At 66.7% G+C, this 20,649-nt stretch carries 16 protein-coding genes; 9 read left to right on the top strand and 7 right to left on the bottom strand.

Features of this window, described 5'->3' with window-relative positions; translation table 11 throughout:
- Nucleotides 1-13 precede the first annotated feature (13 nt).
- Nucleotides 14-1,153 carry a hypothetical protein gene (locus QE377_RS04960; RefSeq protein WP_307320127.1) on the bottom strand — a complete coding sequence of 380 codons (1,140 nt, stop codon included), beginning with the start codon at nucleotides 1,151-1,153 and terminating at the stop codon, nucleotides 14-16.
- Between the two features lie 956 nt (nucleotides 1,154-2,109).
- Here QE377_RS04960 and QE377_RS04955 point away from each other — a divergent pair.
- On the top strand, nucleotides 2,110-4,149 hold the full coding sequence (locus QE377_RS04955) for an ATP-dependent endonuclease (protein ID WP_307320125.1): 2,040 nt from the start codon (nucleotides 2,110-2,112) through the stop codon (nucleotides 4,147-4,149).
- Between the two features lie 305 nt (nucleotides 4,150-4,454).
- Here the strand turns inward: QE377_RS04955 and QE377_RS04950 are convergent, their stop codons facing one another.
- The 3 genes from QE377_RS04950 to QE377_RS04940 all read right to left on the bottom strand — a co-directional run bounded on the left by QE377_RS04950 (nucleotide 4,455) and on the right by QE377_RS04940 (nucleotide 7,917).
- Nucleotides 4,455-5,036, bottom strand: coding sequence for a nucleotide-binding protein (locus tag QE377_RS04950; RefSeq protein WP_307320124.1), 582 nt, complete (start codon nucleotides 5,034-5,036; stop codon nucleotides 4,455-4,457).
- Nucleotides 5,018-6,130: an XRE family transcriptional regulator gene (locus QE377_RS04945; RefSeq protein ID WP_307320122.1), complete on the bottom strand. Its 1,113-nt coding sequence runs from the start codon at nucleotides 6,128-6,130 to the stop codon at nucleotides 5,018-5,020. Before QE377_RS04945 ends, QE377_RS04950 begins: the two co-directional genes overlap by 19 nt.
- Nucleotides 6,131-6,786: 656 nt before the next feature.
- Nucleotides 6,787-7,917 (bottom strand): CHAT domain-containing protein, encoded by a 1,131-nt coding sequence (locus QE377_RS04940; RefSeq protein WP_307320120.1) that lies wholly within the window; start codon nucleotides 7,915-7,917, stop codon nucleotides 6,787-6,789.
- A gap of 593 nt (nucleotides 7,918-8,510) precedes the next feature.
- Here QE377_RS04940 and QE377_RS04935 point away from each other — a divergent pair.
- From QE377_RS04935 to QE377_RS04925, 3 genes are all read left to right on the top strand, one after another.
- On the top strand, nucleotides 8,511-8,936 hold the full coding sequence (locus QE377_RS04935) for an Lsr2 family protein (protein WP_307320119.1): 426 nt from the start codon (nucleotides 8,511-8,513) through the stop codon (nucleotides 8,934-8,936).
- A gap of 430 nt (nucleotides 8,937-9,366) precedes the next feature.
- A complete protein-coding gene (locus QE377_RS04930; protein ID WP_307320118.1) occupies nucleotides 9,367-9,621 on the top strand; it encodes a hypothetical protein in 255 nt (84 codons plus the stop codon).
- Nucleotides 9,602-11,092 (top strand): LPXTG cell wall anchor domain-containing protein, encoded by a 1,491-nt coding sequence (locus QE377_RS04925; protein ID WP_307320117.1) that lies wholly within the window; start codon nucleotides 9,602-9,604, stop codon nucleotides 11,090-11,092. Before QE377_RS04930 ends, QE377_RS04925 begins: the two co-directional genes overlap by 20 nt.
- A 258-nt stretch (nucleotides 11,093-11,350) precedes the next feature.
- Here the strand turns inward: QE377_RS04925 and QE377_RS04920 are convergent, their stop codons facing one another.
- The 3 genes from QE377_RS04920 to QE377_RS04910 form a co-directional block, all read right to left on the bottom strand.
- The gene (locus tag QE377_RS04920; protein ID WP_307320116.1) at nucleotides 11,351-14,623 is read right to left on the bottom strand and encodes a glycoside hydrolase family 9 protein; all 3,273 of its coding nucleotides are present in this window, start codon (nucleotides 14,621-14,623) and stop codon (nucleotides 11,351-11,353) included.
- 99 nt (nucleotides 14,624-14,722) lie between these two features.
- Entirely contained in the window at nucleotides 14,723-16,090 is a 1,368-nt protein-coding gene (locus QE377_RS04915) for an FtsX-like permease family protein (RefSeq protein WP_307320114.1), read from the bottom strand.
- Nucleotides 16,087-16,803 carry an ABC transporter ATP-binding protein gene (locus QE377_RS04910; RefSeq protein WP_307320112.1) on the bottom strand — a complete coding sequence of 239 codons (717 nt, stop codon included), beginning with the start codon at nucleotides 16,801-16,803 and terminating at the stop codon, nucleotides 16,087-16,089. Before QE377_RS04910 ends, QE377_RS04915 begins: the two co-directional genes overlap by 4 nt.
- Before the next feature lie 154 nt (nucleotides 16,804-16,957).
- On the opposite strand from QE377_RS04910, the gene QE377_RS04905 reads away from it, so the two are divergent.
- The 5 genes from QE377_RS04905 to QE377_RS04885 are packed head-to-tail and all read left to right on the top strand — an operon-like array spanning nucleotide 16,958 to nucleotide 20,554.
- On the top strand, nucleotides 16,958-18,130 hold the full coding sequence (locus tag QE377_RS04905; RefSeq protein WP_307320111.1) for an OmpA family protein: 1,173 nt from the start codon (nucleotides 16,958-16,960) through the stop codon (nucleotides 18,128-18,130).
- 12 nt (nucleotides 18,131-18,142) lie between these two features.
- Nucleotides 18,143-18,652 carry a DUF3060 domain-containing protein gene (locus QE377_RS04900; protein WP_307320109.1) on the top strand — a complete coding sequence of 170 codons (510 nt, stop codon included), beginning with the start codon at nucleotides 18,143-18,145 and terminating at the stop codon, nucleotides 18,650-18,652.
- A 5-nt stretch (nucleotides 18,653-18,657) separates the two neighbouring features.
- Nucleotides 18,658-18,924: a DUF4190 domain-containing protein gene (locus QE377_RS04895; RefSeq protein WP_307320107.1), complete on the top strand. Its 267-nt coding sequence runs from the start codon at nucleotides 18,658-18,660 to the stop codon at nucleotides 18,922-18,924.
- The gene (locus QE377_RS04890) at nucleotides 18,921-19,640 is read left to right on the top strand and encodes a response regulator transcription factor (protein WP_307320105.1); all 720 of its coding nucleotides are present in this window, start codon (nucleotides 18,921-18,923) and stop codon (nucleotides 19,638-19,640) included. The genes QE377_RS04895 and QE377_RS04890 overlap by 4 nt, the downstream gene beginning before the upstream one ends.
- Nucleotides 19,637-20,554 carry a sensor histidine kinase KdpD gene (locus tag QE377_RS04885; protein WP_307320103.1) on the top strand — a complete coding sequence of 306 codons (918 nt, stop codon included), beginning with the start codon at nucleotides 19,637-19,639 and terminating at the stop codon, nucleotides 20,552-20,554. The genes QE377_RS04890 and QE377_RS04885 overlap by 4 nt, the downstream gene beginning before the upstream one ends.
- Nucleotides 20,555-20,649: the final 95 nt, after the last annotated feature.

Here is a 20,649-nt window from a genome sequence, read left to right as displayed (position 1 = left end):
TGCCGTCGGCGCGCTACGAGGGGGTGGCCGTGTCGCTGGTGGATAAGGCGTCCCACCAGCGGACAAGTGCGCCTCTCGCGATGTGCTCGAAGGTTGCGAGCAGCATCGGCGTCTCGGACGCGTCCCAAACGCCACCCAGCCCACCCGCGTTCAGGCCTAGTGGCACTTCTTGTACTGAGCCGTCTTCGACCGTTCGGGGGAGTTCCAGCATCGGAAGTGGAAATGGCTTGCCGTCATGTAGTGCACGGGAGCGGTGACGGTAAACGAGTCTGGCGTGCTCGTCCATGCGGTCCCAGGCGAGCTGCTCGTGCGCTGGGCGATGCTGGGGCGGTTGGGGTGCGTAGGCAGATATGAAGTCGATGAACTTCCGGGTGCTTCGCGCCTGCGGTGCAGCCTGCTTGCACACGCGCGCGCGCACTCGCTCATCGGCTCCATCGAGCGCGGCCCACAACTCTGGCCATAGCTCGCGGATCAGTGCCTCGGAAGGAGCCTTCACCTTTTGGCTATGGTTGGCGGCGATCTCAATCGCCGTGACGAACTGTAGCCACGCAAGGTTCGGATCCTCGTTCGACCACCACAAGCCTTGTGCATATGCTCGGGCGGCACGGACCAATGCGATCTGATCGGCCTCCGCGAACCGAGGGAATGAGTGAAGCCTCGCCAGGTCGCTGATGTCTGGCTGCCGAGTCTGGGTTGCCGGGATGTACTCGCGACCCCGCTTCCCGGGTGTCGTGGGTGAGGGTACTTCGACGTAGAACGGCTTCGCTTTCGGGTTTGCGAGATGCCGTCCAGAGAAGCGACTCGTTCCAGCGGAGCGGATCCGCACGCCCAGATGGAGTGAGATCAACGCAACGATCTCATCTGACATCTGGCCGCCGTGATAGGAGTCGGAGTTCGCGGGAACAAGCTCCCCGTCCGTCAGTAGCTGGGGCAGGAGGTCGGTATGGATCGCCATGTGAAGCTTGAGCGCAAGCCGTACCCCCACTTGGTGCTGCTCGGAGACATCTCCGAATACGAGGGAGAGGCTGTATGGCCCGAGAGAGGGCGAACTGCCGGTGAAGTGTCGGTCGGAGTACAGGTCCTCGTCAACGTTCTCGCTCTCAGGTTCGCGAGCGTCGAAGTCCCGCCAGTTCCGCCAAGCGTCCGTCCCCATGGGCCAAGGATGCCAGGCGTCGTTCGATCGATCTACTGCAGTGCTACGCGGCGGGTGAACCAAGTGGGGCCGGGCGTACGAGGCGGCTGGGAGTCCGCCCTTTCAAACAGTCGCCTCGTTTGGACGCAGGCATGATTACGTCGACTGCAAGCAGCGTTGCGCGGCTAACCAAAACGCGCTGCGCGCTTGCTCCGCCCAAACCCAAGGCGCCTGGCTGTCCACTGCGCTCTTGGGCTCCCACATCGCCACGTGGACTCTGTTGGCATACTCACGAGATGCATGAACGAGGTCAATTTCGTCTGCCGCGACGACCTCGAGGATGTTCTGCGTTGCCCACAGTTCGGTGGCCGAACCGCCAGCCCCTTCCGCGTGAGCGTACTCGTTCAGATAAAGCCTCGCATTTGCGGCTTGCTCGCCTCTCTGCGCGGCCCACAAGAACGCAATAATCGCCGACTGTATGTCCTGATGGTATCTAGCAGCTCGGTCGTGCTGCCGTCGCACTCTGGCGAGCAGGAGTGTTGCGCCGAGGGATGATGCGCCCCCGATCAGTGCCCCGAGTAAAGCGGCCACCCCTGCGTCCATGGCGCGAGCATATCTACTTGATGCTCTCGGTGTGCGGTCTAGCTGTTCCCTGCGGCGGTGCTGACTGTGCGGCACCTCAGGGGGCCAGGATGCGCACCGTTTCTCCTGTGGGTCTGTCCCTATGCCAGCAGCCGCGTGGTGACGACGATGCTGAGTAGTCACGAACCTTCGGGTGAGCCCGGGCTGGCTGAGGCTTGGGTGTTCGCGCAGCGTGCTTTCGGAGATGGGACGCGCCCTACGCCCTCCGCTCCTGGGATCGAGGTGTCCGAGAGTCCCTCACCGATAGCGCGGGCTAATGGCTGCCACTCTCTCTTCCGGCTGAGACTCTGAAAAGCTCTGTGCTTAGTCGAACATCCCGCGGTACCGTGGGTTGGGTGTGGGGGCTCGGATCGGTCAGCTCGGCCTTCGGCGTCGACCGTTCGCCTCTCGAAATCCTTGTGAACCTGAGCGTGTTTCCTGCGAGCGTTCTATCGTTCCGCGCACGGGCAGGACAGAGCATCGCGGGGTTCAGCGTCGAGATCATGGGCGTTGACGCTCGCTTGCGCGGACAGTGGGGGGACCCGGTCACGCGCGAGCCCGATCTGCTCGTGCATGGACGCCCGGTCGATGTTTATGTGTTCATGGCCAGCACCGAATCTGGTGCGCGAGTGTCACTAGAGGGGCACGGCATCCCTACTATTGCGACGACAGAGGACTTCTTGCTCCTCGTGTCGTGGGTTGGCTGCAACGGGAACGACGTAGGTGGCGAGGTGGTTGTCTATTGGAGGGGCGCGGACCGAATCTCCGGGCGCGGACCGATAGGACTGTGTGGCGCGGACGCGACGGCCATCCGCGAGTACTCGGCTGACCCGACTAACCGGCTCACCATAGCGCCGCGAGTCCGTGGCAAACGGATCAAGTCAATTCGGACGTGGGGCGGAAGCCAGCGTCAGAACGGAGGACGCAAGGTGGATCACCTGAGTGCGGTCTCACCCGCAGTGCCTGTCCGTGTATCGGGCCTGACGCTGCGCGGTCTTCGTGGATTCCGCTCGGATGCGGGGCTCCGATTGGCGCAGCCCACCGGCGTGCCGGGAAGCGGACTGACGATTGTTGTCGGTGCAAACAATGCGGGAAAATCGACGATCTGGGAAGCGTTCGACGCGTTGGCCCGAAAATCCAAATCCGATGTCTCATTCTCAGAAGGTCGCCGCAACCGATTGAGTCCAGATGGTGTACACATTCGGCTCGATCGTGTCGACGGGTCGGCATATTCTCTGCGCAGTCGGAACCCCGACACTAGCGAGACTGTGGCTGAATGGATAACCACGGGTAATAGTCCCCAGCGTTTCGAGATTGTCTCAGTGCCATCAAGGCGACAGTTCAATGCTAGCTTTGGAAAGAACCTCACGAGTCAACGAGACTGGATGACGAGTGGGTCGGACTTCTCTCGCTCGCGTCAGTTTGACCAGTCATCGCAGTTCACTGGTCGGCTTTTTGACCTGCACAACGATGAAGCCAAGAAGGCGAAGTTCGACTCGCTCATGGAAGACGTTCTCGGGCATGAGCTGAAGTGGATGATCGATCTCGCCGATGGTCAACAAGGTCAGTCTTACTATCTGAAGATTGCGACGGGCGATGGGTCCAACCATACGAGCGAGGGACTCGGTGACGGGATCATCAGCCTGCTCTTCATCTTGAACGCTCTGTACGATTCGGAACCAGGAACCCTCGTGACGATCGATGAGCCTGAGCTTTCTCTTCACCCCCAGCATGTCCGTCGGCTTGGGCGGCTCATTTCGCGCTTCGCCCGTGATCGCCAGATTGTCGTCTTCACCCACTCACCCGCGCTGGTCTCGTGGGATGACATCGCTGCAGGAGCTGAGATCGCCAGGGTGTTCAAGGAGGGAGGCCAGTCGCTACTCGCCCAAGCGAGCAGGTCTGCGATCGATGACATCAGCCGCGCCCGGGGCGGATGGGTCAACCCTCACGTTTTTGGTTCAGATGCCAATGCCACCCTCTTCCTTGACGATGGAGTCATCGTCGTCGAGGGGCAAGAGGACGCGGCGCTGTTGCCAACCGTGTTCGAGCAACTTGAGATTCCGTTCAACGGCGCTATTTTCGGCTGGGGGTCGGGTGGCGAGAGCAATGTCGAGCGCATCCTAACTCTGCTCTTCGAGCTTGGTTTCAAGCGCGTGGCGGCCGTGCTGGACAATGATGTTCCCGAAACGAGCGAGAAGCTAAGAGCCCGATTCCCTGGGTACTTGGTGGTGGAGATCCCGGCGGCTGACATACGCGATAAGCCGGCCAAGAATTTCTCGGGCAAGGCTGGTCTAATGGATCGCAGGGGCAGACGAGTGAAGCCCGAGCTTGAAGACGCCGCGCGGGAGGTGCTTCAACAAGTGAGCGACCGGCTCGCGCCCACGCCCCGGATGTAGCATGCCATCCGTGTAGAAGTCAGTTCGGTGCGCGGTGCTGCTCACGACGTTCGTCTAACCCTTCAGCCCCTGAGGCGGCCGCGCATGCATTACGCGCCGAGTGGAACGCGCTGCGGATAGTTTGCGTTCGAGGGCCCTCCTTCTTGTCGGCTCGCGATCCAGTCCAGCAGCCGTTTCGTCTCCCGCGAGGGGTTCGAAAGCCATCGCGTAGGCTTCGCAAAACTGAAGGTACGCGACGGCATTCGAACCCCCACTGGCCGAGATTGCTGGTGAGGAGGTCGGGTTCACGCCGTAGACCTAAGCGGTCACTCGTAATCCAGATATCCGTGCTCGATGGCCCACGAAATGAAACGGCCGGACTCAAACGGAAATCGATAGGCGGTCGCGAGGATGTCATCGGCCACGGCTCCAGCCGCCTCACGCGACAGACCGTGATGAAGGATGGCATCCAAGATGATCGCCACGCTTCCACGGTGGACGACCTTCTGCGACATGGCGGCCTGTCTTGCCGTACGGTCGTCGAGGATCGCAGTTCCGGGCAAGGTCTCGGCCAACGCTAGTACCCCGCACTCGCCGAGATTGCTCACGCCATCTGCTCCGACGAGAAGCGAACTGTAATTGGCAAACGCGACAAGACCTTCGGTCTCCGTAATCTGTCTCACCGTGATCCACGTTGACGTTGCGTCGAGTACAAGATTAAGGTGCGGGTGTCTGGCGGATCCTGAGAATATCTCATCATAGACGACGTCAGGGATGATGACCGGATGGTTGCCTGCAATCAGCTTAAGTAGACCTAACCATCCGGCTTTCGCGAAGTGGCTAAGAGGGCCTGTGTCGAATATCCAAGGTGCCGTGTCGTCGCCGTCGACTAGTTGAGGATCGACCATAGTTCACTCTCGTTCGGAGTGGCGAGTGGCGGCAAATCGTCCCCTTCATACTTCCCTCGCAAGAGCTCGAGTGCCCGCTCGGCGCTAATGCGCTCCCCCCGATAGAGGGAGAGCACTGCTCGTTCGTACACGCTTGGAAGAATTTGTCTCTCCAGTTCGTACGGCACGAACAGTTCGTATTCGAGAATGTCGGCCTTAGTTGTTTGTACTCCGCGAACTCGATGAGCGTCCTCGCGAGGAAGGATGCCTGATTCTGTCAGGCGTGTTGCGAGTGTCGCCATATCCACTTGGAACTTGCTGGCCGTGCGGACTGCCGCGGCGCGCGGCCCTTCGTCGGAGACGGATGCCCAATACTCGGTCAACGCGCTTGAAGGGAGTAGGAATGAGCGCGCAAAGCGATCGAACAGGGCTTCTGTTCGATCGCTTTCGGCGCCTTCCGAAATTCGCCAGTCGACGGTGAAGTCGTCAGCTACTAGAAAGTGCGCGAGTTCATGTGCCGCGGTTAGGCGACGTCGACCCAACTGACTCGCCCCATTGACAAGCGATACGCCACCGCTCGCCAGTAGCACAGTGCCGCCATCGGCAGCATTTGGGCCAAGATCCGACACGAAGACGAGAAGTCCGAGCGGTGACAAGGTTTCTGTCAGCCGTAGGACCGGAGCATTTGGTTGGATATTAAGTGCGTGTCGGGCACGCGCGGCCAATTCGTCAGCTTCAGCAAGAGACCGAGGGACTTCCCAGGGATCGCGCTGGGCAAGTGTCAAGGAGTCGACTTGTTCGGCCAGGAACTCGACATCACGTGCAAGCCTTTCCAACTCGCGGTTGATTTCAGCGAGCGAAGAACTGGCATCCCGCCGAACTCTGTAGGCCACTACGGACTCCGGTCCGTCGGTGAGCAGCCACTCGATCCTTTGGCCAACCGTGGTCGCGATCCGAGCTAGTTCAAGGGCGGAGACACCGCGCGCGCCGGTCTCGATCTTCGCGATTGCCGTTCGATCGAGGCCAGCGCCATTGGCTAGCTCAGCCTGGGTGAGTCCTGCTTCGGTGCGCGCGCGGGCAATGCGACCGCTCAGGGCGGCAAGATCGAGTGCCATGTGTGCGATTCTAGAACACTCGACCGTTGGCCTGCTAGGGAGCTAGGCAACGCCCCGTGCTTCGCCCAGGCCGTGCGCGGTGACGGCGCGGCTCCAGTCGTCGGTTCCTGGGGCGACTCCGTTATTGGGCTTGGCGACCGTCGTCATCCTTCCAGGCTCACCCTCCCGGGCAAGTCAGTTCAGATGTCACCTACCGGTGCGGCAGACCCAAGAGGCGTTCCCTGGCTCCTTCAGCACTATTGTGATGCGGCGTCAGGTCTGTTCAATCGGGACGCTCGGAACCGTAACCGGTTCGAGAGGAGCTGAACCGCCGGAAAGTCCATCGAGGCCATGCGAATTCAGGTCCGGTCTCGAGCGTTCCAGTCGTAGTACTGAAGTGGCGCTCGTTCGATGAGCTTGTCGATGGGCGAACCAGAAACACCTGCGTGACTCTCTGGAGGAGATCCAGTCGGGCCGGTTCGACGGAGCAGTCCTGCATCTTCCTGCTGCTGCCGTGGAGGGTCGCTTAGGGATGCTGGAAGCTTCGGCGGAGGGAGAACACGCTTGCCGCCGCTACCCGTTCGCATACTTCACAAATCCGGTTGCTCCTGCGGAGAGCGACCATCACATCGTCGCGGAGAGGGACGTCACTGTGGCCGAGTTCTCTAGCAAGCGGGTCAGTTCTCGACAGGGCCTGTGACCAGGGATGCGTTGCGTGGATCGTAGCTTTCAGCGGCGTAGAGCGTGGGAAGCAGGTGTCCCTCAGCGCCTCGCATCTCAAGGTCCGTACGCGCGATCTCGTGGGCTCCTTCGATTGACTGTCCGTTCGCGATGGTTCCGTAGAAGCGGGCGGCGTACCCAATCGCGTCGTCGTCGTAGATTTTGTCTGCCATCCCGATGGCGAAGGGGACCACACCTGCCACAAGACGCTCCGCCTGGGCGGCCGACCTGCACGAGTTGAGCACGACGAGCGATGGCGGTGTGTCCACTGCTCTTAGCGCTCTCGCGAAGACCTCAGCGGGGATGGCGACGCCCGAGTTCGGGTCGTCGGTGTCTTCTTCGAACACGACGAACTTCTCATCGCTGTGTCCGGAGAAATGCACGACATGTGGGCGAAACTCGGTTATCCCGTCCAGAAGGTCCTGCGGAGTCGCCGCCGACCGCACGTCGAGGTCCACATAGTCACGGTGCGCCGCAGCTTTCACCGCTGCTCTGATCTGCCGGATCTCTCGTCCGACCCGCAGGTCACCTTCGCCCGACGAGGTCAGGAGCAGGATGCGGAGCTTCTCCGGACGTGGTGCCGGCAGGTGCTGCTGGAGGCGTGCGACATTCGCCTCGGCGGATGCGACCCGTTCAGTCAGGGCAGAGCGTTCGGCAGCATGTCTCTGGTCGCGCTGGCGTTGCTCACGATCACGTTGCGTCTGAGCTGCGCGCTGCTCAGACGCTTCCGCCCGCTCGAGGCTGCGGGCGAGTCTCAGAGCTTCATTGGAGTAGCCCGCTGCCTTCACCTGCCATCGCGCGGCATCCTTACCCGCGGCGGCAGCCTCGCCTTCGCGGCGGCGGCTTTCGGCGAGCTTGGACCGTGCTGAGGATGCGTTCGTTGCTCGGGCCGCGGCAGCTTGGGCCTTCGCCGCCTCGGCGCGCTTCTTCGACTCGCGACTGCGGAACTCACCCGCCTTCTTCTCCGCTTCGGCCTGTTGAGCGCGCTTCCGCTCCAGCTGAGACCTGATTTGTGAAGCGCTCATCCCACTCCTTCGTGCACGGCCGTTCAGCCCAGTATCCCAACGTGACTCGCCGTTGTGAGCCAACTAATCCATATCGAACGGAGGGCGTCACGGCTCTGTCTGCCAAAGGTGGTGCCGGCTTTCATGCCCGGCTTGTTTTGGTCGGTTGCCCGTAGCGCGCGACGCCGTGGGGACATCTGCTTCTGGCTGGGCTGGCGGGTGGGAACGTGCTGGACCGTTCGGGCTTCGCGCTCCGATGCTTCGGGTGCATCCCGACCCTGTCCGCAGACCCTCGCGTCGCGCTCTGGTGGGGACAACGTGGGCTGATCACGTGAACATCTACTCCCTACCCCTTCAAGGCATCCTCGATCTACCAGTCGAGACCACCTCCGGCACGCCCGGATCTCGCGCGTCTGCGGACTGGATGGCAGGTTTGCCCGTTAAGCCGCCATCCGTTGTGACCCGCCCGCAGTTGGTTCATTTGTGCTGGGGGTTCCGCTCTCGCTTCGAAACCCGCGTCAGCAGCCGCTGCGTCTCCCGCGAGGGGTTCGAAAGCCATCGCGTAGGTTCCGGAGATGCGAAGAGAGCGGCCCCCGCAGGGGGTCGCTCTCTTCGCATCTCCGGCTGAGCGGGTTCGAATCCCTCGGGTGGGCCCACGCCGCCCGAGGCTCCGCGCGATGACATCGCCTTTTCCTTTTCGCTTCAGTTATCTTTCCGGCGCGCAAGTCGAGAAATTGCGAAAGGTTGATGTGTCATACTCCCTGGCTATGGCCAAACAGCATTTCACTCGACTCATTGACGACCTCGACGGCGAAGTCCTCGAGGAGGGAAAGACGATTCACTTCTCTCTCGAGGGGCGCTCGTACGAAATCGACCTTTCCGAGAAGAACGCCGAAAAGCTCCGCGAGGCTTTCGCGCCGTTCATCAAGGCGGGCCGTTCCATCGGCAGCGCGGCGCGTGCGACGCCCCGTGGTCGCGGTGCGAAGAAGGACACGCGTGACCTCGGTGCCGTGCGCGAATGGGCTGCGGCGAACGGTCACGAAGTGAGCGCTCGTGGACGCGTTCCCGCCGCCGTTCTCGAGGCATACGACGCCGCACACTGACTCTCAGTGCGCACGGGGAAGCAACCTGCCTTCCTCGAGGATTGAGGGGCAGGGGCTTGCAGCGTCGAGGTTCTGCGCCGCGAGTTCCCTTGCCGCTCCATCGACCGCGAGCAACGACGCGTTCGGAGCGCGATGAAGACCACATGGGCCTCGAGGCCGCGTACGAATCTTCGAGAGCTTGGTAAGCATCCGTCTCCCGGGCTCGGAGAAACGAAGCCGGGGCCCTCTTCGCGCGCATCATGCGATGGAGGCTCGAGGAGTCATCGGGAACACTTCTACTCGAAAACCAATAAAGGAGTGTGACACGCTCGCCGATTCCGACTCTCACACCTAGGGAGAGCATCGGCCTCTCCTGCACGAGCCAGGAGAGGCGGAGGCGATGAAAACATGGCAACGGAGGTCGCGACGCAGCGATTGGAGGGCGACCGCGATGATCGTCGCGGTGGTCGTGCTCTTGGCGGGGCCGACGGCGGCATGGGCGTCGCCACCCGAACCGGTCGGCGACAACGGCGACTACCGGTACGTGCTGCACTGGACGACGGGTCGCGATGGCACCGAGGAGCTACCCTCCTTCGGCATCGGTACGAGCGCGGCGTTCGGTGCAGACGGGTCCATGTACGTCATGGCCGACTACTCCTCGGGTAGTTCGCAAGCCATCCTCAGATATGACCCGCAGACCGGGTGAGATGCTCGGCTCGATGTCGATCTTCCCCGATGGGCCGGAGAGCGATCGGGGCTATCCCCAGGGCATCTGGGCCGACCCCGACGGCTCCGTGTGGGTTGTCGGGCGTGGTGCGACATCGGCCCTCATGCACCTCTCCGCGACGGGCTCCGAGATCGGACGGTACCCGCTCGCCGACGGCATCTCTGGCTACGGCCTGGTGCGGCTCGCGGACGGCCGGTTCGCGATGCTCGATTCGTCCGATTGGCTGCAGGCCAACATCGTCACGCTCGACATCGCCACCGGCGCGACGACACGGGCCACGGTATCAGGGCTCGCCAACCCGGGAGAGGCAGGTTTCCAGTTGAATCTCACGCCAGACGGCAGACTGCTGTGGGCTGACCGGGACAAACTGCGCATCGTCTCTGTGGACGGGGTCGTCGTTGAGTCGTACGACATCGGCGACACCGCGAACTACGCGGTGATCGGAGCTGACGGACTGCTTTACTCGGCGAACCAGAACGGTGACATCGAGGTGCGCTCTCTGGACGACCTCGCGGCGCCTGGCAGGCGGATCGCAGAACGTGGGGTCGTCTACGCTCCGACGCAGCCGATGTCCACGACCGCCATCGCGGTTGCTGCTGATTCCACCGTGTACTCCCTGGGTTACTTCTACGGAGACCAGAACGGTGTCGATACGATCGATCCGTTTCGCGGCATCGTCGCGCTGGGGCAGATCTGGGCGCCGATTATCTCGTCGACCTCCGCGAGCATGAGCGCACTCGCCTGCCAGCCGATCGCCACCGCGCCATTGGTGGCGACGGGGACACCTCCTGTCTCTCAGTTCGAGATCGTCGACGGGGTGCTGCCGGCCGGTCTTGCGTTCGACGAGACGACCGGTGCTATCAGCGGCACAGCCTTCCAGCCCGCAGACATCTCGCTGGTCGTGCGAGCGCTGAACGGTGTGTCTCCGACACCAGGCACTACCGCGGATACGGTTGTGCTCTCCCTCTCCGTCTCGTTGGGTCAGTTCACCGACACATCAGTAACGATCGCGGGTGATGCAGAGGTCGGTGCACTGCTTACCGCCGAGACGACGAGCTGGCAGCCCGCGCCGCAGACCAGGTCGCTTCAGTGGCTTCGCGACGATGTGCTCATTGCGGACGCCACAGGGTCGACCTACCGGGTACGGGATGAAGACGCGGGGCACGAGTTGACGGCGCGGGTGACCGGTACGGCGGATTGCACAGCCGCCGCCACCGGCGTCTCCGCCCCGCGGCTGATCTCCGTCGTTCACGAGTCGACACCGACACCGACACCGTCCGCGGATCCCGCATCAACGCTGGCTTCGACGCCGTCCGGGAATCCCTCATCGACCCTTCCCGCGCGACTCGCGTCGACGGGGAACGAGGCGGGTGTCAGCATCTTCGTGGCCATCACGCTACTCGGAATCGGCACGCTCGTTCTGATCGCCCGTCGCCGCCGCGTTCGATAGGACTGCTGCGCGGGCCATGCCGCGGCGACGTGGTGCGGGTGCCCCTGAATCGGTGCGGGCACTGTGCGGGTCCGAGAACGCGGTCGATACTCCTGCCATCTCGCGCCCGGCGCCCGGGCGGGGAGCTTCAGGCCCTGTTCTGCAGGAGTTCGGGCACGTGCGGGTGCCGGATCCGCAGGGCGAGCCCGGCCCACGCGGCGCAGTGGACGCAATGATGAAGCCCCGGCGGGGGATGCCCGCCGGGGCTTCATCGTGTGCTCAGGCCGCGCGGCGGCGTCGTCGCACGAGGTACGCTCCCGCGCCCAGCAGCGCGAGTGCTGCGGCCCCGATCGCCCAGAGCGGCGAGGTGTCGACGCCGGTCTGCGGCAGCGATCCGCGCGCCGCGGCGGCGGGTGCAGCGGTCGTCGGATCGGATGCGGCGGGCGCCCGCACGGTGGGCGTGAACGTCGCGGTCACCTCTGTGCCGCGGGTGTCCGCCACGCGGTACGCGACCGGGGTCGCCGTGCCGACGAAGTCGGCCTCGGGGGTGAAGACGATGCGCTGACCGTCGAGGTCGTAGCGACCCTGGCCCGTGATCGTCACCGAGGTCACGGGAGCCGCGGCGGCCCGGGCGGAGGCGTCGCCGGTGGCGTCGAGCAGCGTCAGCGTCGCGGCATCCAAGGGGATGTCGGCGTCGCCGGCGCGGTCGTTGGCGAGAGGCTCGACGGCGATCGGCTCGCCCGGTGCACCGGATGCGGTGTCGTCGACCGCGACCGGGGTCACCGCGACGAAGCCGTCACCGAGGTCGGCGACGAAGGATGCCACCCATGCGAGCGCGGAGTTCCAGTTGACCGTGATCTCGTTCACCGACCACGCTCCGATGTCGTCGACGTAGCAGGCCTGCGGTGCACAGCCCGCGAGCCAGGCGCTCGCGACCGGATCCTGGATCGACGAGTTCGGCCCGCCGGCCACCGTGCCGATCGGCGGATGCGGCAGCTGCGGGTCGAGCGCGTTCGCGTACCACCGGCTGTGCTGGTTGCGTGAGTCGTTCGTGCCGTAACCGGTCACGTACGACTGGCCCAGCACGTTGCGGCCGAACAGGTAGTCGTACGCCTCGATGACCGCGTCCGCGTAGCGCGGGCGATGCGTCAGATCGAACGCCGTGGCCAGCACGACCTGGTTGTTCAGCACGGCCGAGTTCGAGCCCCAGTCGTACAGGCCCTCCTTCGGGGCGTAGGGCTGACCGAACGGCTGCGCCTTCTGATCGGCGATCAGCTTCTCGGCCGCATCCACGACGGACTGACGGATGCGGTCGATGTCGGGAAGGCCCGTGCCGAAGCGCGCGAGCTGCATGCGCCCGAGGGCCGCCACGTCGCCCCAGTAGAAGCCGCCCGCGGTGAAGATGTCGGCGGTGTGCAGGGGGTTGCTCTCGACCTCGTCGCGGTAGCGGTCGCTGCCGGTCGTGAGGTACAGCTCGGCCGCCGCCCAGTAGAACTCGTCGGTGACGGTGTCGTCGGCGTACGTGCCGCCGCCCACGCCGTCCTCCTCGGGTGCGAGCAGATCCGGATGTGCGAGAGCAGCGTCGTACGCGGTCTCCGCCGCGTCGCGCAGGCGCGACGCGAAGGCCGCGTCGTACGGCTCGAACAGGCGCGACGCCTGCGCGGCCGTGGCGGCGAGGTTGAGCGTGGCCGCCGTCGACGGGCGGTGCAGCAGTCGCTCCTGCGGGTCGTCGTGCGGCATCAGCGGCAGGCCCGTCCATGCGCGATCGGTGACCTTGTGCCAGGCCATCCCCGACAGCGGATCGCCCGCGGGAACCTGCATCTTGAGCAGGAATTCCAGCTCCCAGCGCGCCTCGTCGAGGATGTCGGGCGTGCCGTTCCCGCGCTCGGGGACTGCCAGGGTCGAGTCGCCCAGAGCGGCCTCGGTTCCGGCCGGAAGCGAGCGCTCGTACGCCGACAACAGCTGGGCGACGGCGATGCCGCCGTTGACGACGTACTTGCCGTGGTCGCCCGCGTCGTACCATCCGCCCGTGACGTCGTGTCGATCGGAGCACGTCCAGCCGTCGGACCATGTCTGCGGTTCGAGGCAGCCGACGTTGCTGTCGCCCTGGTTGGCGCCCTCGTCCAGGTGCCCCGCAGGGCGCGCGTACTCGGCGCCCGCGATGTCGCCGTCGATCGCGATGCCGGATCGGTTCGTGTAGAAGAAGCGCAGCGAGTCGGTGCGCAGCGACTGGAACACATCGGCGGCGATGCGGAAGGGGTGGCTCAGCTCCGCGCCGACGCGCAGCCGCATGCCGTCACCGGTCGCGGTGACGCCGGAGAAGTCGATCGTGTGCACGTCGACCCCTGCGCTGGCATCGAACCCGGCGGGCGTCGTGGTGCCGGTCGCGACAGGGGCGCCGTTCGCGTCCTCGAGCGTCCAGGTGAGCGGCTCGGCCGCATCCGTCACGACGGTCGCGCGCTTCGGTCCGCGCGGAAGGTAGCCGACTTGATTGACCTTCACCGCCGGGCCGGTGTCGGCCTGGTAGGTGTACTTCGTGCCCGTGAGGGTCACGTCGTCGAAGCAGATGACGGTGCCTTCCGGCACGCCTCCGACGCGGAACTGCACCTGCGAGAGGTGGAACGTGCCGGCGGGCGTGGTCTCGAACGTGTAGGAGTACGTCTGCACGGCCGTGCCGACGGCGAAGGTGCGCTCGATGAAGTCCTCCGTCGACGCGCCCGAGTAGGTGCCGACCTTGGTCGAGGCCGTCACCGGTGCCGAGGCGGATGCGGTGAAGCTGAGCCGGAAGGCCGTCTCACCCGGGAGGGGGATGTCGTTGTGTCCGACGAGCACGTCCCAGAGATTGGCGGTCGCGCCGGTCACGGTGGCGCAGAGGTTGCTGTCGGGGTTCGACAGCGCCACGGGCCCGGCCGTCCACCACGGGCTCGTGCCGCTGTCGAACGTCGGGTTCGGCAGCAGTTGGTCCGTGCCCACGACCGGGTCCACGGGGCCCGGGTCGACCGGTGGCACGGAGTCCTCCTCGATGAGAGAGACGTTGTCGAGGCAGAAGGTGGTGGGGGCGCTGTTGGCGCCGAGGCGGAACTGCAGATCGGAGACCGTGCCCTGGCCGAAGTCGCGGGCGGTGAAGGTGTAGCTGAGCGTCTGCCACGCATCCGTGAGCGAGGCGGTCTGGCTCGTGTAGGTGCTGAACGACGCGTCGGCGACCTTCGGGGCCACCTGTGTCACGAGGGTAGCGGGACTGCTCGCGCGTACGTCGGCTTTCAGGATGTAGTCGACACCCGCCGTCAGCGGCATGTCGCTCTGCCCGATCAGGACGTCCCACGGATTGGCGGTGGCGGGCACGTCGGCGCAGAACACACCGCCGTCCGTCCGGAATGCATCCACTCCGGCAGACCACCACGGTTCGTGGCCCGAGGTGAACGTGCCGTTCTGCACGTAATCCGTGGCCGCCGCGCTCGCGGCGGTGGGCAAGGACACTGCGCCGGCCGCGGCCAGCGCTCCGATCATCAAGACGGCAAGGTTGCGTCTCACGTGCCGCGTCGTCGCGCGCATTCAAGCTCCTTCGCTCTGGGAGCGCTCTCAGAGAGCGCTCCCACGGAACATAGCAGAACGCGGGCATGCGTATCGAAAGATTTCGACACCTGTGGGTCGTTACGCGGCCGCCCGCCGGATCGCCCGTACGAGCGGCTCGGTCGAGGCGAGTGAGACCAGCACGAGCGCGACGCCGACGACGAAAGTGAGGGCGATGATCAGCAGCGACGTCGGAGCCAGCACGAGGGTGATGCCGATGACCGGCAGGCTCAGTGCGATGCCCGCGAGCGCGCCGCCGAGCGCCGCCCAGCGCAGGGGCAGCAGCACGGTGATGCGGCGGGCGCGGGCGAGGTCGGCTGCCGGCACGCCGAGACGGTCGAGACCGACGATCAGCTCGCGGTCCTCGAGCACGGATGCGGCCTGGGTCACACCGACGGAACACGCGAGGAGCAGGAAGGCCGACACGAGCGTGACGAGAACGCCCGTGCGGATGTCGGCGAACACCGTTCCGCTGTCGGCCGTGTCGCCGCCGGCGAGCGTGACCAGACTCATTCCGGCTCCGCCGACCACGGCGATGAACGAGACCATCGCGATCGCGGAGACACGTCTCCAAGCGACAGAAGCGTGTGCGGCGAGCTCGCGCCCGGCGATCAGATGCGCCGCATCCCCGGCGCGGCGAGCCATCGCGCGTCCGCGCGCGGCGACGATCGGGGTGCCGACGAGGTTCAGCAGACCGAGGGAACCGGCGAACAGCCCCAGCAGCAGGGCGAGCGAGATGGCGGGGCCGACCAGCTGACCGATGGCCGAGAGGTTCAGGACGATGAGAGCGACGGCGGCGGCGCCGATCACGCCGACGACGACGGCGGTGCGGCGGCGCGGCGCGGGTTCCGACCGCCGACGCACGCCGAGCGGTGTGAGCGCGACGCGGCGCAGCCCGAGGGAGGCGCTGACGGTCGCGAGTGCCACGACGCCCGCGAGCACGAGGGCGAGCACGTCGAACCCGGCCCATACCGCTGCCGCTCCGATCGGACCGCCGAAGAACGGCAGGAGGCCTACGAGCGGCAGGACGGCGACGTAGACGGTCGCACCTGCGACGGCGCCGACGGCCGCCGTCGCGGCGGCCTCGATGACCGTCATCGCAGCGACCTCGCCGGAGGTGGCGCCCAGCAGACGCAGGGTCGCCAGGCGGTCGTCGCGCCTCCGGCTCGACAGACGCGCGGCGGCGGCGCCGAGCGTCGCCAGCGGAACGGCGAGCAGGACGAGGGCGAGCACGGCCAGGATGCCGTACATCCCGGTGAACGCCCCGCCGCGATCGTCGGTGAGGAACATGCGCGTGCCGCCGGCGCCGATCAGAAGCAGCGTCGTCGTGGCGGCGAAGGCGACGATCGGGAGCACGAGCGCCGCACGTGACTGCCGCGATGGTCGGGCGAGCAGGCGTGACAGGGTGAGCGTGCGTCGCACCGCGCCCTGCGTGGCGACAGCGCTCATCGCTGCGCCTCGCTCATCGGCGCGGCGTCGAGGATGCGGCCGTCCCGCATCCGGACGATGCGGTGGCAGCGCGCCGCGACCTCGGCGTCGTGGGTGACGACGACGAGGCTGCGCCCCTGTCCGACCGTGGCGTGCAGGAGCGCTGACATCACCTCGGCGGATGTGGCGGAGTCGAGAGCGCCGGTGGGTTCGTCGGCGAAGACCAGAGGTGCGCCGGTCACCTGAGCGCGGGCGATCGCCACCCGCTGCGCCTGGCCGCCGGAGAGCTGGCCGATGCGGCGGTCCTCCATGCCGGCCAACCCCAGTGCGTGCAGCCATCCGGCGGCGCGCTGCTCTGCGTCACGACGCGCCACGCCCTGCACCAACAGCGGGAGGGCCGCATTCTCGAGGGCGGTGAGCTCCGGCAGCAGCAGGTGCTCCTGGAACACGAACCCGAGCTGACTGCGACGGATCGCCGAGCGCCCCGTCTCGTCCATGCCGACGAGCTCGACCGGATCGTCCTGGCCGAGGCGGACGGAGCCGCCGTCGGGGGCGATGACCGCGGCGAGGCAGTGGAGCAGAGTGGTCTTCCCCGAGCCCGACGCGCCCATGACGGCGACGGACTCGCCCGCGGCGATCGTCACGTCCACGCCCGCGAGGGCGGTGAGCGTGCCGTAGCGCTTGACGAGACCGCGCGCGACGAGAACAGGACGAGAAGGTGAGGGAGCGTGCATGTCTTCGAGCCTCGTCGGCGGATGCGGCGATGTCGTCGGCCTGGAGCACCATCCGCGTCATCCTCGGGGATGATCGCGGCCGTGTCGCGGGATCGATACACAGGTGCGACGGCCCTGCGACCGACGGACGAGGCCCGCTCGGTACGGTCGTTTCATGAGCAGCACCGTCCCCCGCATCCTGGCCCTCGTCGCGACCGTGGGCGTCCTCGTCGCCGGCTGCGCCGCCGACCCGCGTCCCGTCGTCCCGGTCGCTGCGACGACGCCGGGCTCGCCGTCAGCGCCGGTCGTCCCCGCCGTCGCGGGCTTCGCGCCCGGCGAGGTTCCTCCGGTTCCGCTGTTCACGATGCCCGACCTGTCCCTGCTCGACAGCTCGCTCGGCGGCTTCGCTATTCAGGTGGACCGCGAGATCGGGCCGCGGCCCGGAATCGAGGTGCGCCCCGCCGCGTGCGGCGACGTGACCGAGCGTGCGACCGCCCAGGGCTCGGTGCTGCTGTACGGCGACGGGTCGGGAACCTTCACCGGACCCGACGGCACGGTGCACAACTACGGCGACGGCTCCGGCAGCTTCACGGTCGACGGCGTGACGGCGAACGTCTACGGCGACGGGTCGGGCTCGTACATCGCCGACGGCATCGAGATCCACAACTACGGCGACGGCTCCGGCAGCTTCACGGTCGACGGCGTGACGGCGAACGTCTACGGCGACGGGTCCGCCTCGCGCACCGGCAACGGCGTCGAGCACTGGAACTACGGCGACGGCTCCGCGATGTACCGTGACGCCGACGTCGAGATCCACAACTACGGCGACGGGTCCGGTTCTTACGTCGCGACGGGCCTGGACATCCGCAACTACGGCGACGGCACGGGCGCGGTCAACGGCGAGCCCGTCGAGGTGGACGCGCTTCCCGCCGTCGCGCCGGTCGGGGTCTTCCCGCCCCTCGGCACGCTCGCGCCGCTCGCGTCCTGCGGCACGACCATCACGCTCAGTGATGGCGTGCTGTTCGACTTCGACCGTTCCGAGATCCGGGCGGATGCGGCGGGCGTGCTCGATGAGCTGGCGGCCGCGATGACGGATCTCGACGTGCCATCCGCCGAGATCGGCGGACACACGGATGCGATCGGCTCCGACGGCTACAACCTCGAACTGTCCGAACGTCGCGCCGCATCCGTGGTCGCGGCCCTCAAGGACCGCGGTGTCACGGCGTCGCTCAGCGCGGTCGGATACGGCGAGAGCGCGCCCGTCGCCGCGAACGAGATCGACGGCGTCGACAACCCCGCCGGACGCCAGCTCAACCGCCGCGTCGAGATCTTCATCCCGGCCTTCTGAGCGGACGTGAAGATGAAGAACACGCTCCCGATCACGCTCGCCGCCCTCGTGCTGCTCCTGACCGGATGCTCTGTCGCCTACGAGGCGCCCGGCGCTCCCGCGGCCGATCCCGCTCCGTCGTCGACGCCGGCCCCGGCGGCATCTGCGTCGAAGGAGCAGGAGCAGGAGCCGAGCGTCTCGACGCCTCCGTCCGCCGCATCCGACGACCTGCGTGCACGCTACGCCGACGTGGCGCAGCAGACCTCCTGCGCCTCGGGGGAGGTCGTCGTCTCGCAGGCGGGTGCGACGGTGTCGATCACGGGGGAGTGCGCCCTCGTGACCGTCGCCGCGAGCGGCGCTGTCGTGCTGGCCGATCGCATCGGCACGCTCGAGATCACCGGGGCGGCCAACCAGGTGCAGGCTGCATCCGTCGACACCGCGCGGTTGGGCGGCAGCGGCAACGACGTGCGGTGGGAGAGCGGCACCGCAGACGTGACCGATACCGGCGTCGCCAACACGGCACGCGCCACGACCGGAGGATGACCAGCATGTCCCAGCCCCCGCAGCAGTACGTCTACGTCACCCGTCCCACCGACGGGCTCGCCATCACGTCCTTCGTGCTCGCGCTGCTCGGGTTCAACCTGCTCGCGGTGATCTTCGGGCACGTCGCGCTCTCCCGCATCCGGCGCAGCAACGCGGCCGGAGCGGGCTTCGCGATCGCGGGGCTGGTGATCGGCTACCTCACGATCGCCGCGATCGCCCTTCTCATCCTCGCGGCGTTCGGCATCGGCATCTGGGCGGTGACTGCCTCATGAGCGACGAGGCGCGCACCCGCGTACTGCTCGTAGACGACGAGGAGGCCATCACCTCCACCCTCGCCCCCTTCCTCGAACGCAGCGGATTCGACGTACGGGTGGAAGCCGACGGTGAGAGCGCCCTCGCCGCGCACGCCGCCTTCGCCCCGCACATCGTCGTCTCCGACGTGCTCATGCCGCGCATGGACGGCCGTGAACTCGTGCGGAGCCTTCGCCGCGCGGATGCGTGGACCCCGGTCATCATGCTGACGAAGGTGGATGCATCGTTCGAGCGCACCGCGGCGCTGGAGGAGGGCGCCGACGACTATCTCGGCAAGCCCTTCGACCCGCCGGAGCTCGTCGCCCGCATCCGTGCCGTGCTGCGCCGCACCGCCGGCGGCGGAAGACCGTTGACGGCCTCCTCGCAGCTCGTGAGCGACGGACTGCGCCTCGATCGCGTCGCGCGACGGGCGCAGCGGGACGGTGCGGCGATCGAGCTGACGCCGAAGGCGCTCACCCTGCTCGAGTACCTCATGTCGCACCCGGACGAGGTGCACACGAGGGAGCACCTGCTCGAGACCCTGTGGGGCTTCGAGTTCGCCGTCACCACCCGCGCCGTCGACCACCGCATCGCGGAGCTGCGACGCGCGCTGGGCGACGACGCGCAGCAGCCGCGCTGGATCGAGACGCTGCCCGGTGCGGGCTACCGATTCTGTGCCCCGGTGAGCGCGTCATGAGGGCAGTGCGGCCGGCACTGGTGGTCGCTCCGCTCGCCGTCGCCGTGCTCATCGCCGTCGTGCTCGCAGTCGCGGGCGGCAACGGCTCCCTCGTGCTGCGGATGCCGCTGGCCACCGTGCTCATCGTGGCGGGGGCGCTCATGTCGATCGTGCTCGTCCTTCTCCTGATCGTCGGTCCGGTACGCGCGCGCCGACGCGACGCGGCGCTCGCAGCGGCGCGCGGCGAGGGCGCCGTCGCAGAACGCGACGCGCACCGGCGGTTCCTGCGCCGCCTCGACCACGAGCTCAAGAATCCGGTGACCGCCATCCGCTCGGCTCTCGCCGCGGGCGAGCAGACCCCGCCGGGAAACCTCGCGATCGCTTCGGCGCAGGCGGCGCGGCTGAGCGGCGTCGTCACTCAGCTGCGGGCACTGTCGTCGCTGGAGACACGGCCGATCGAGGCGTCGCGGGTGGATCTGACCGTCATCGTCGAAGAGGAGGCGGCGGCGCTGCGCGACGAACTCGCCGCCCGTGGTGTCGATCGCCGCGTGGAGACCGTGCTGCCGACCGTCCCGTGGCCCCTGCCGCCGGTGACGGGAGACCCGGACCTGCTGGCCGTCGCCGTGCGCAACCTGCTGCTGAACGCCGCGAAGTACTCCGGCGACGGTGCGCGCATCGAGGTGCGCGGCACGGAGGAGACGGATGCCGTCGTCATCGAAGTCGCCGACACCGGGTGGGGCATCCGCGCCGAGGACCTGCCGTTCGTCTGGGACGAGCTGTGGCGCGCTCAGGACGCGCGCGGGGTGGAGGGCACGGGGCTCGGCCTCTCGCTCGTACGCGTCGTGGTGCTCCGGCACCACGGCGAGGTGTCGCTGCGGTCGCAGTTCGGGCGTGGGACGAGCGTGCGCCTGACGCTTCCGCGCGCGCCTCGCTGAGCGCGCCCAGGCGATCCGCACGTCGTTCTCAGGTCTCGGCTCGTAGGATGGGCGACGATCTACGGGGAGCAGTGCGCGCACGTCCTGCCGCACCT

Source organism: Microbacterium sp. SORGH_AS_0862 (assembly GCF_030818795.1).
Lineage (GTDB): Bacteria > Actinomycetota > Actinomycetes > Actinomycetales > Microbacteriaceae > Microbacterium.
Note: the sequence above shows the minus strand (reverse complement) of the source record. Positions and strands in the feature narration are given on the sequence as shown.

What these genes read in the sequence shown, in the direction of transcription:
- QE377_RS04960 (WP_307320127.1), bottom strand. Translation starts at nt 1,153, where the DNA reads ATGGGGACGGACGCTTGGCGGAACTGGCGGGACTTCGACGCTCGCGAA.
- QE377_RS04950 (WP_307320124.1), bottom strand. Translation starts at nt 5,036, where the DNA reads ATGGTCGATCCTCAACTAGTCGACGGCGACGACACGGCACCTTGGATA.
- QE377_RS04945 (WP_307320122.1), bottom strand. Translation starts at nt 6,130, where the DNA reads ATGGCACTCGATCTTGCCGCCCTGAGCGGTCGCATTGCCCGCGCGCGC.
- QE377_RS04935 (WP_307320119.1), top strand. Translation starts at nt 8,511, where the DNA reads ATGACATCGCCTTTTCCTTTTCGCTTCAGTTATCTTTCCGGCGCGCAA.
- QE377_RS04930 (WP_307320118.1), top strand. Translation starts at nt 9,367, where the DNA reads ATGATCGTCGCGGTGGTCGTGCTCTTGGCGGGGCCGACGGCGGCATGG.
- QE377_RS04925 (WP_307320117.1), top strand. Translation starts at nt 9,602, where the DNA reads ATGACCCGCAGACCGGGTGAGATGCTCGGCTCGATGTCGATCTTCCCC.
- QE377_RS04920 (WP_307320116.1), bottom strand. Translation starts at nt 14,623, where the DNA reads ATGCGCGCGACGACGCGGCACGTGAGACGCAACCTTGCCGTCTTGATG.
- QE377_RS04915 (WP_307320114.1), bottom strand. Translation starts at nt 16,090, where the DNA reads ATGAGCGCTGTCGCCACGCAGGGCGCGGTGCGACGCACGCTCACCCTG.
- QE377_RS04910 (WP_307320112.1), bottom strand. Translation starts at nt 16,803, where the DNA reads ATGCACGCTCCCTCACCTTCTCGTCCTGTTCTCGTCGCGCGCGGTCTC.
- QE377_RS04905 (WP_307320111.1), top strand. Translation starts at nt 16,958, where the DNA reads ATGAGCAGCACCGTCCCCCGCATCCTGGCCCTCGTCGCGACCGTGGGC.
- QE377_RS04900 (WP_307320109.1), top strand. Translation starts at nt 18,143, where the DNA reads ATGAAGAACACGCTCCCGATCACGCTCGCCGCCCTCGTGCTGCTCCTG.
- QE377_RS04895 (WP_307320107.1), top strand. Translation starts at nt 18,658, where the DNA reads ATGTCCCAGCCCCCGCAGCAGTACGTCTACGTCACCCGTCCCACCGAC.
- QE377_RS04890 (WP_307320105.1), top strand. Translation starts at nt 18,921, where the DNA reads ATGAGCGACGAGGCGCGCACCCGCGTACTGCTCGTAGACGACGAGGAG.
- QE377_RS04885 (WP_307320103.1), top strand. Translation starts at nt 19,637, where the DNA reads ATGAGGGCAGTGCGGCCGGCACTGGTGGTCGCTCCGCTCGCCGTCGCC.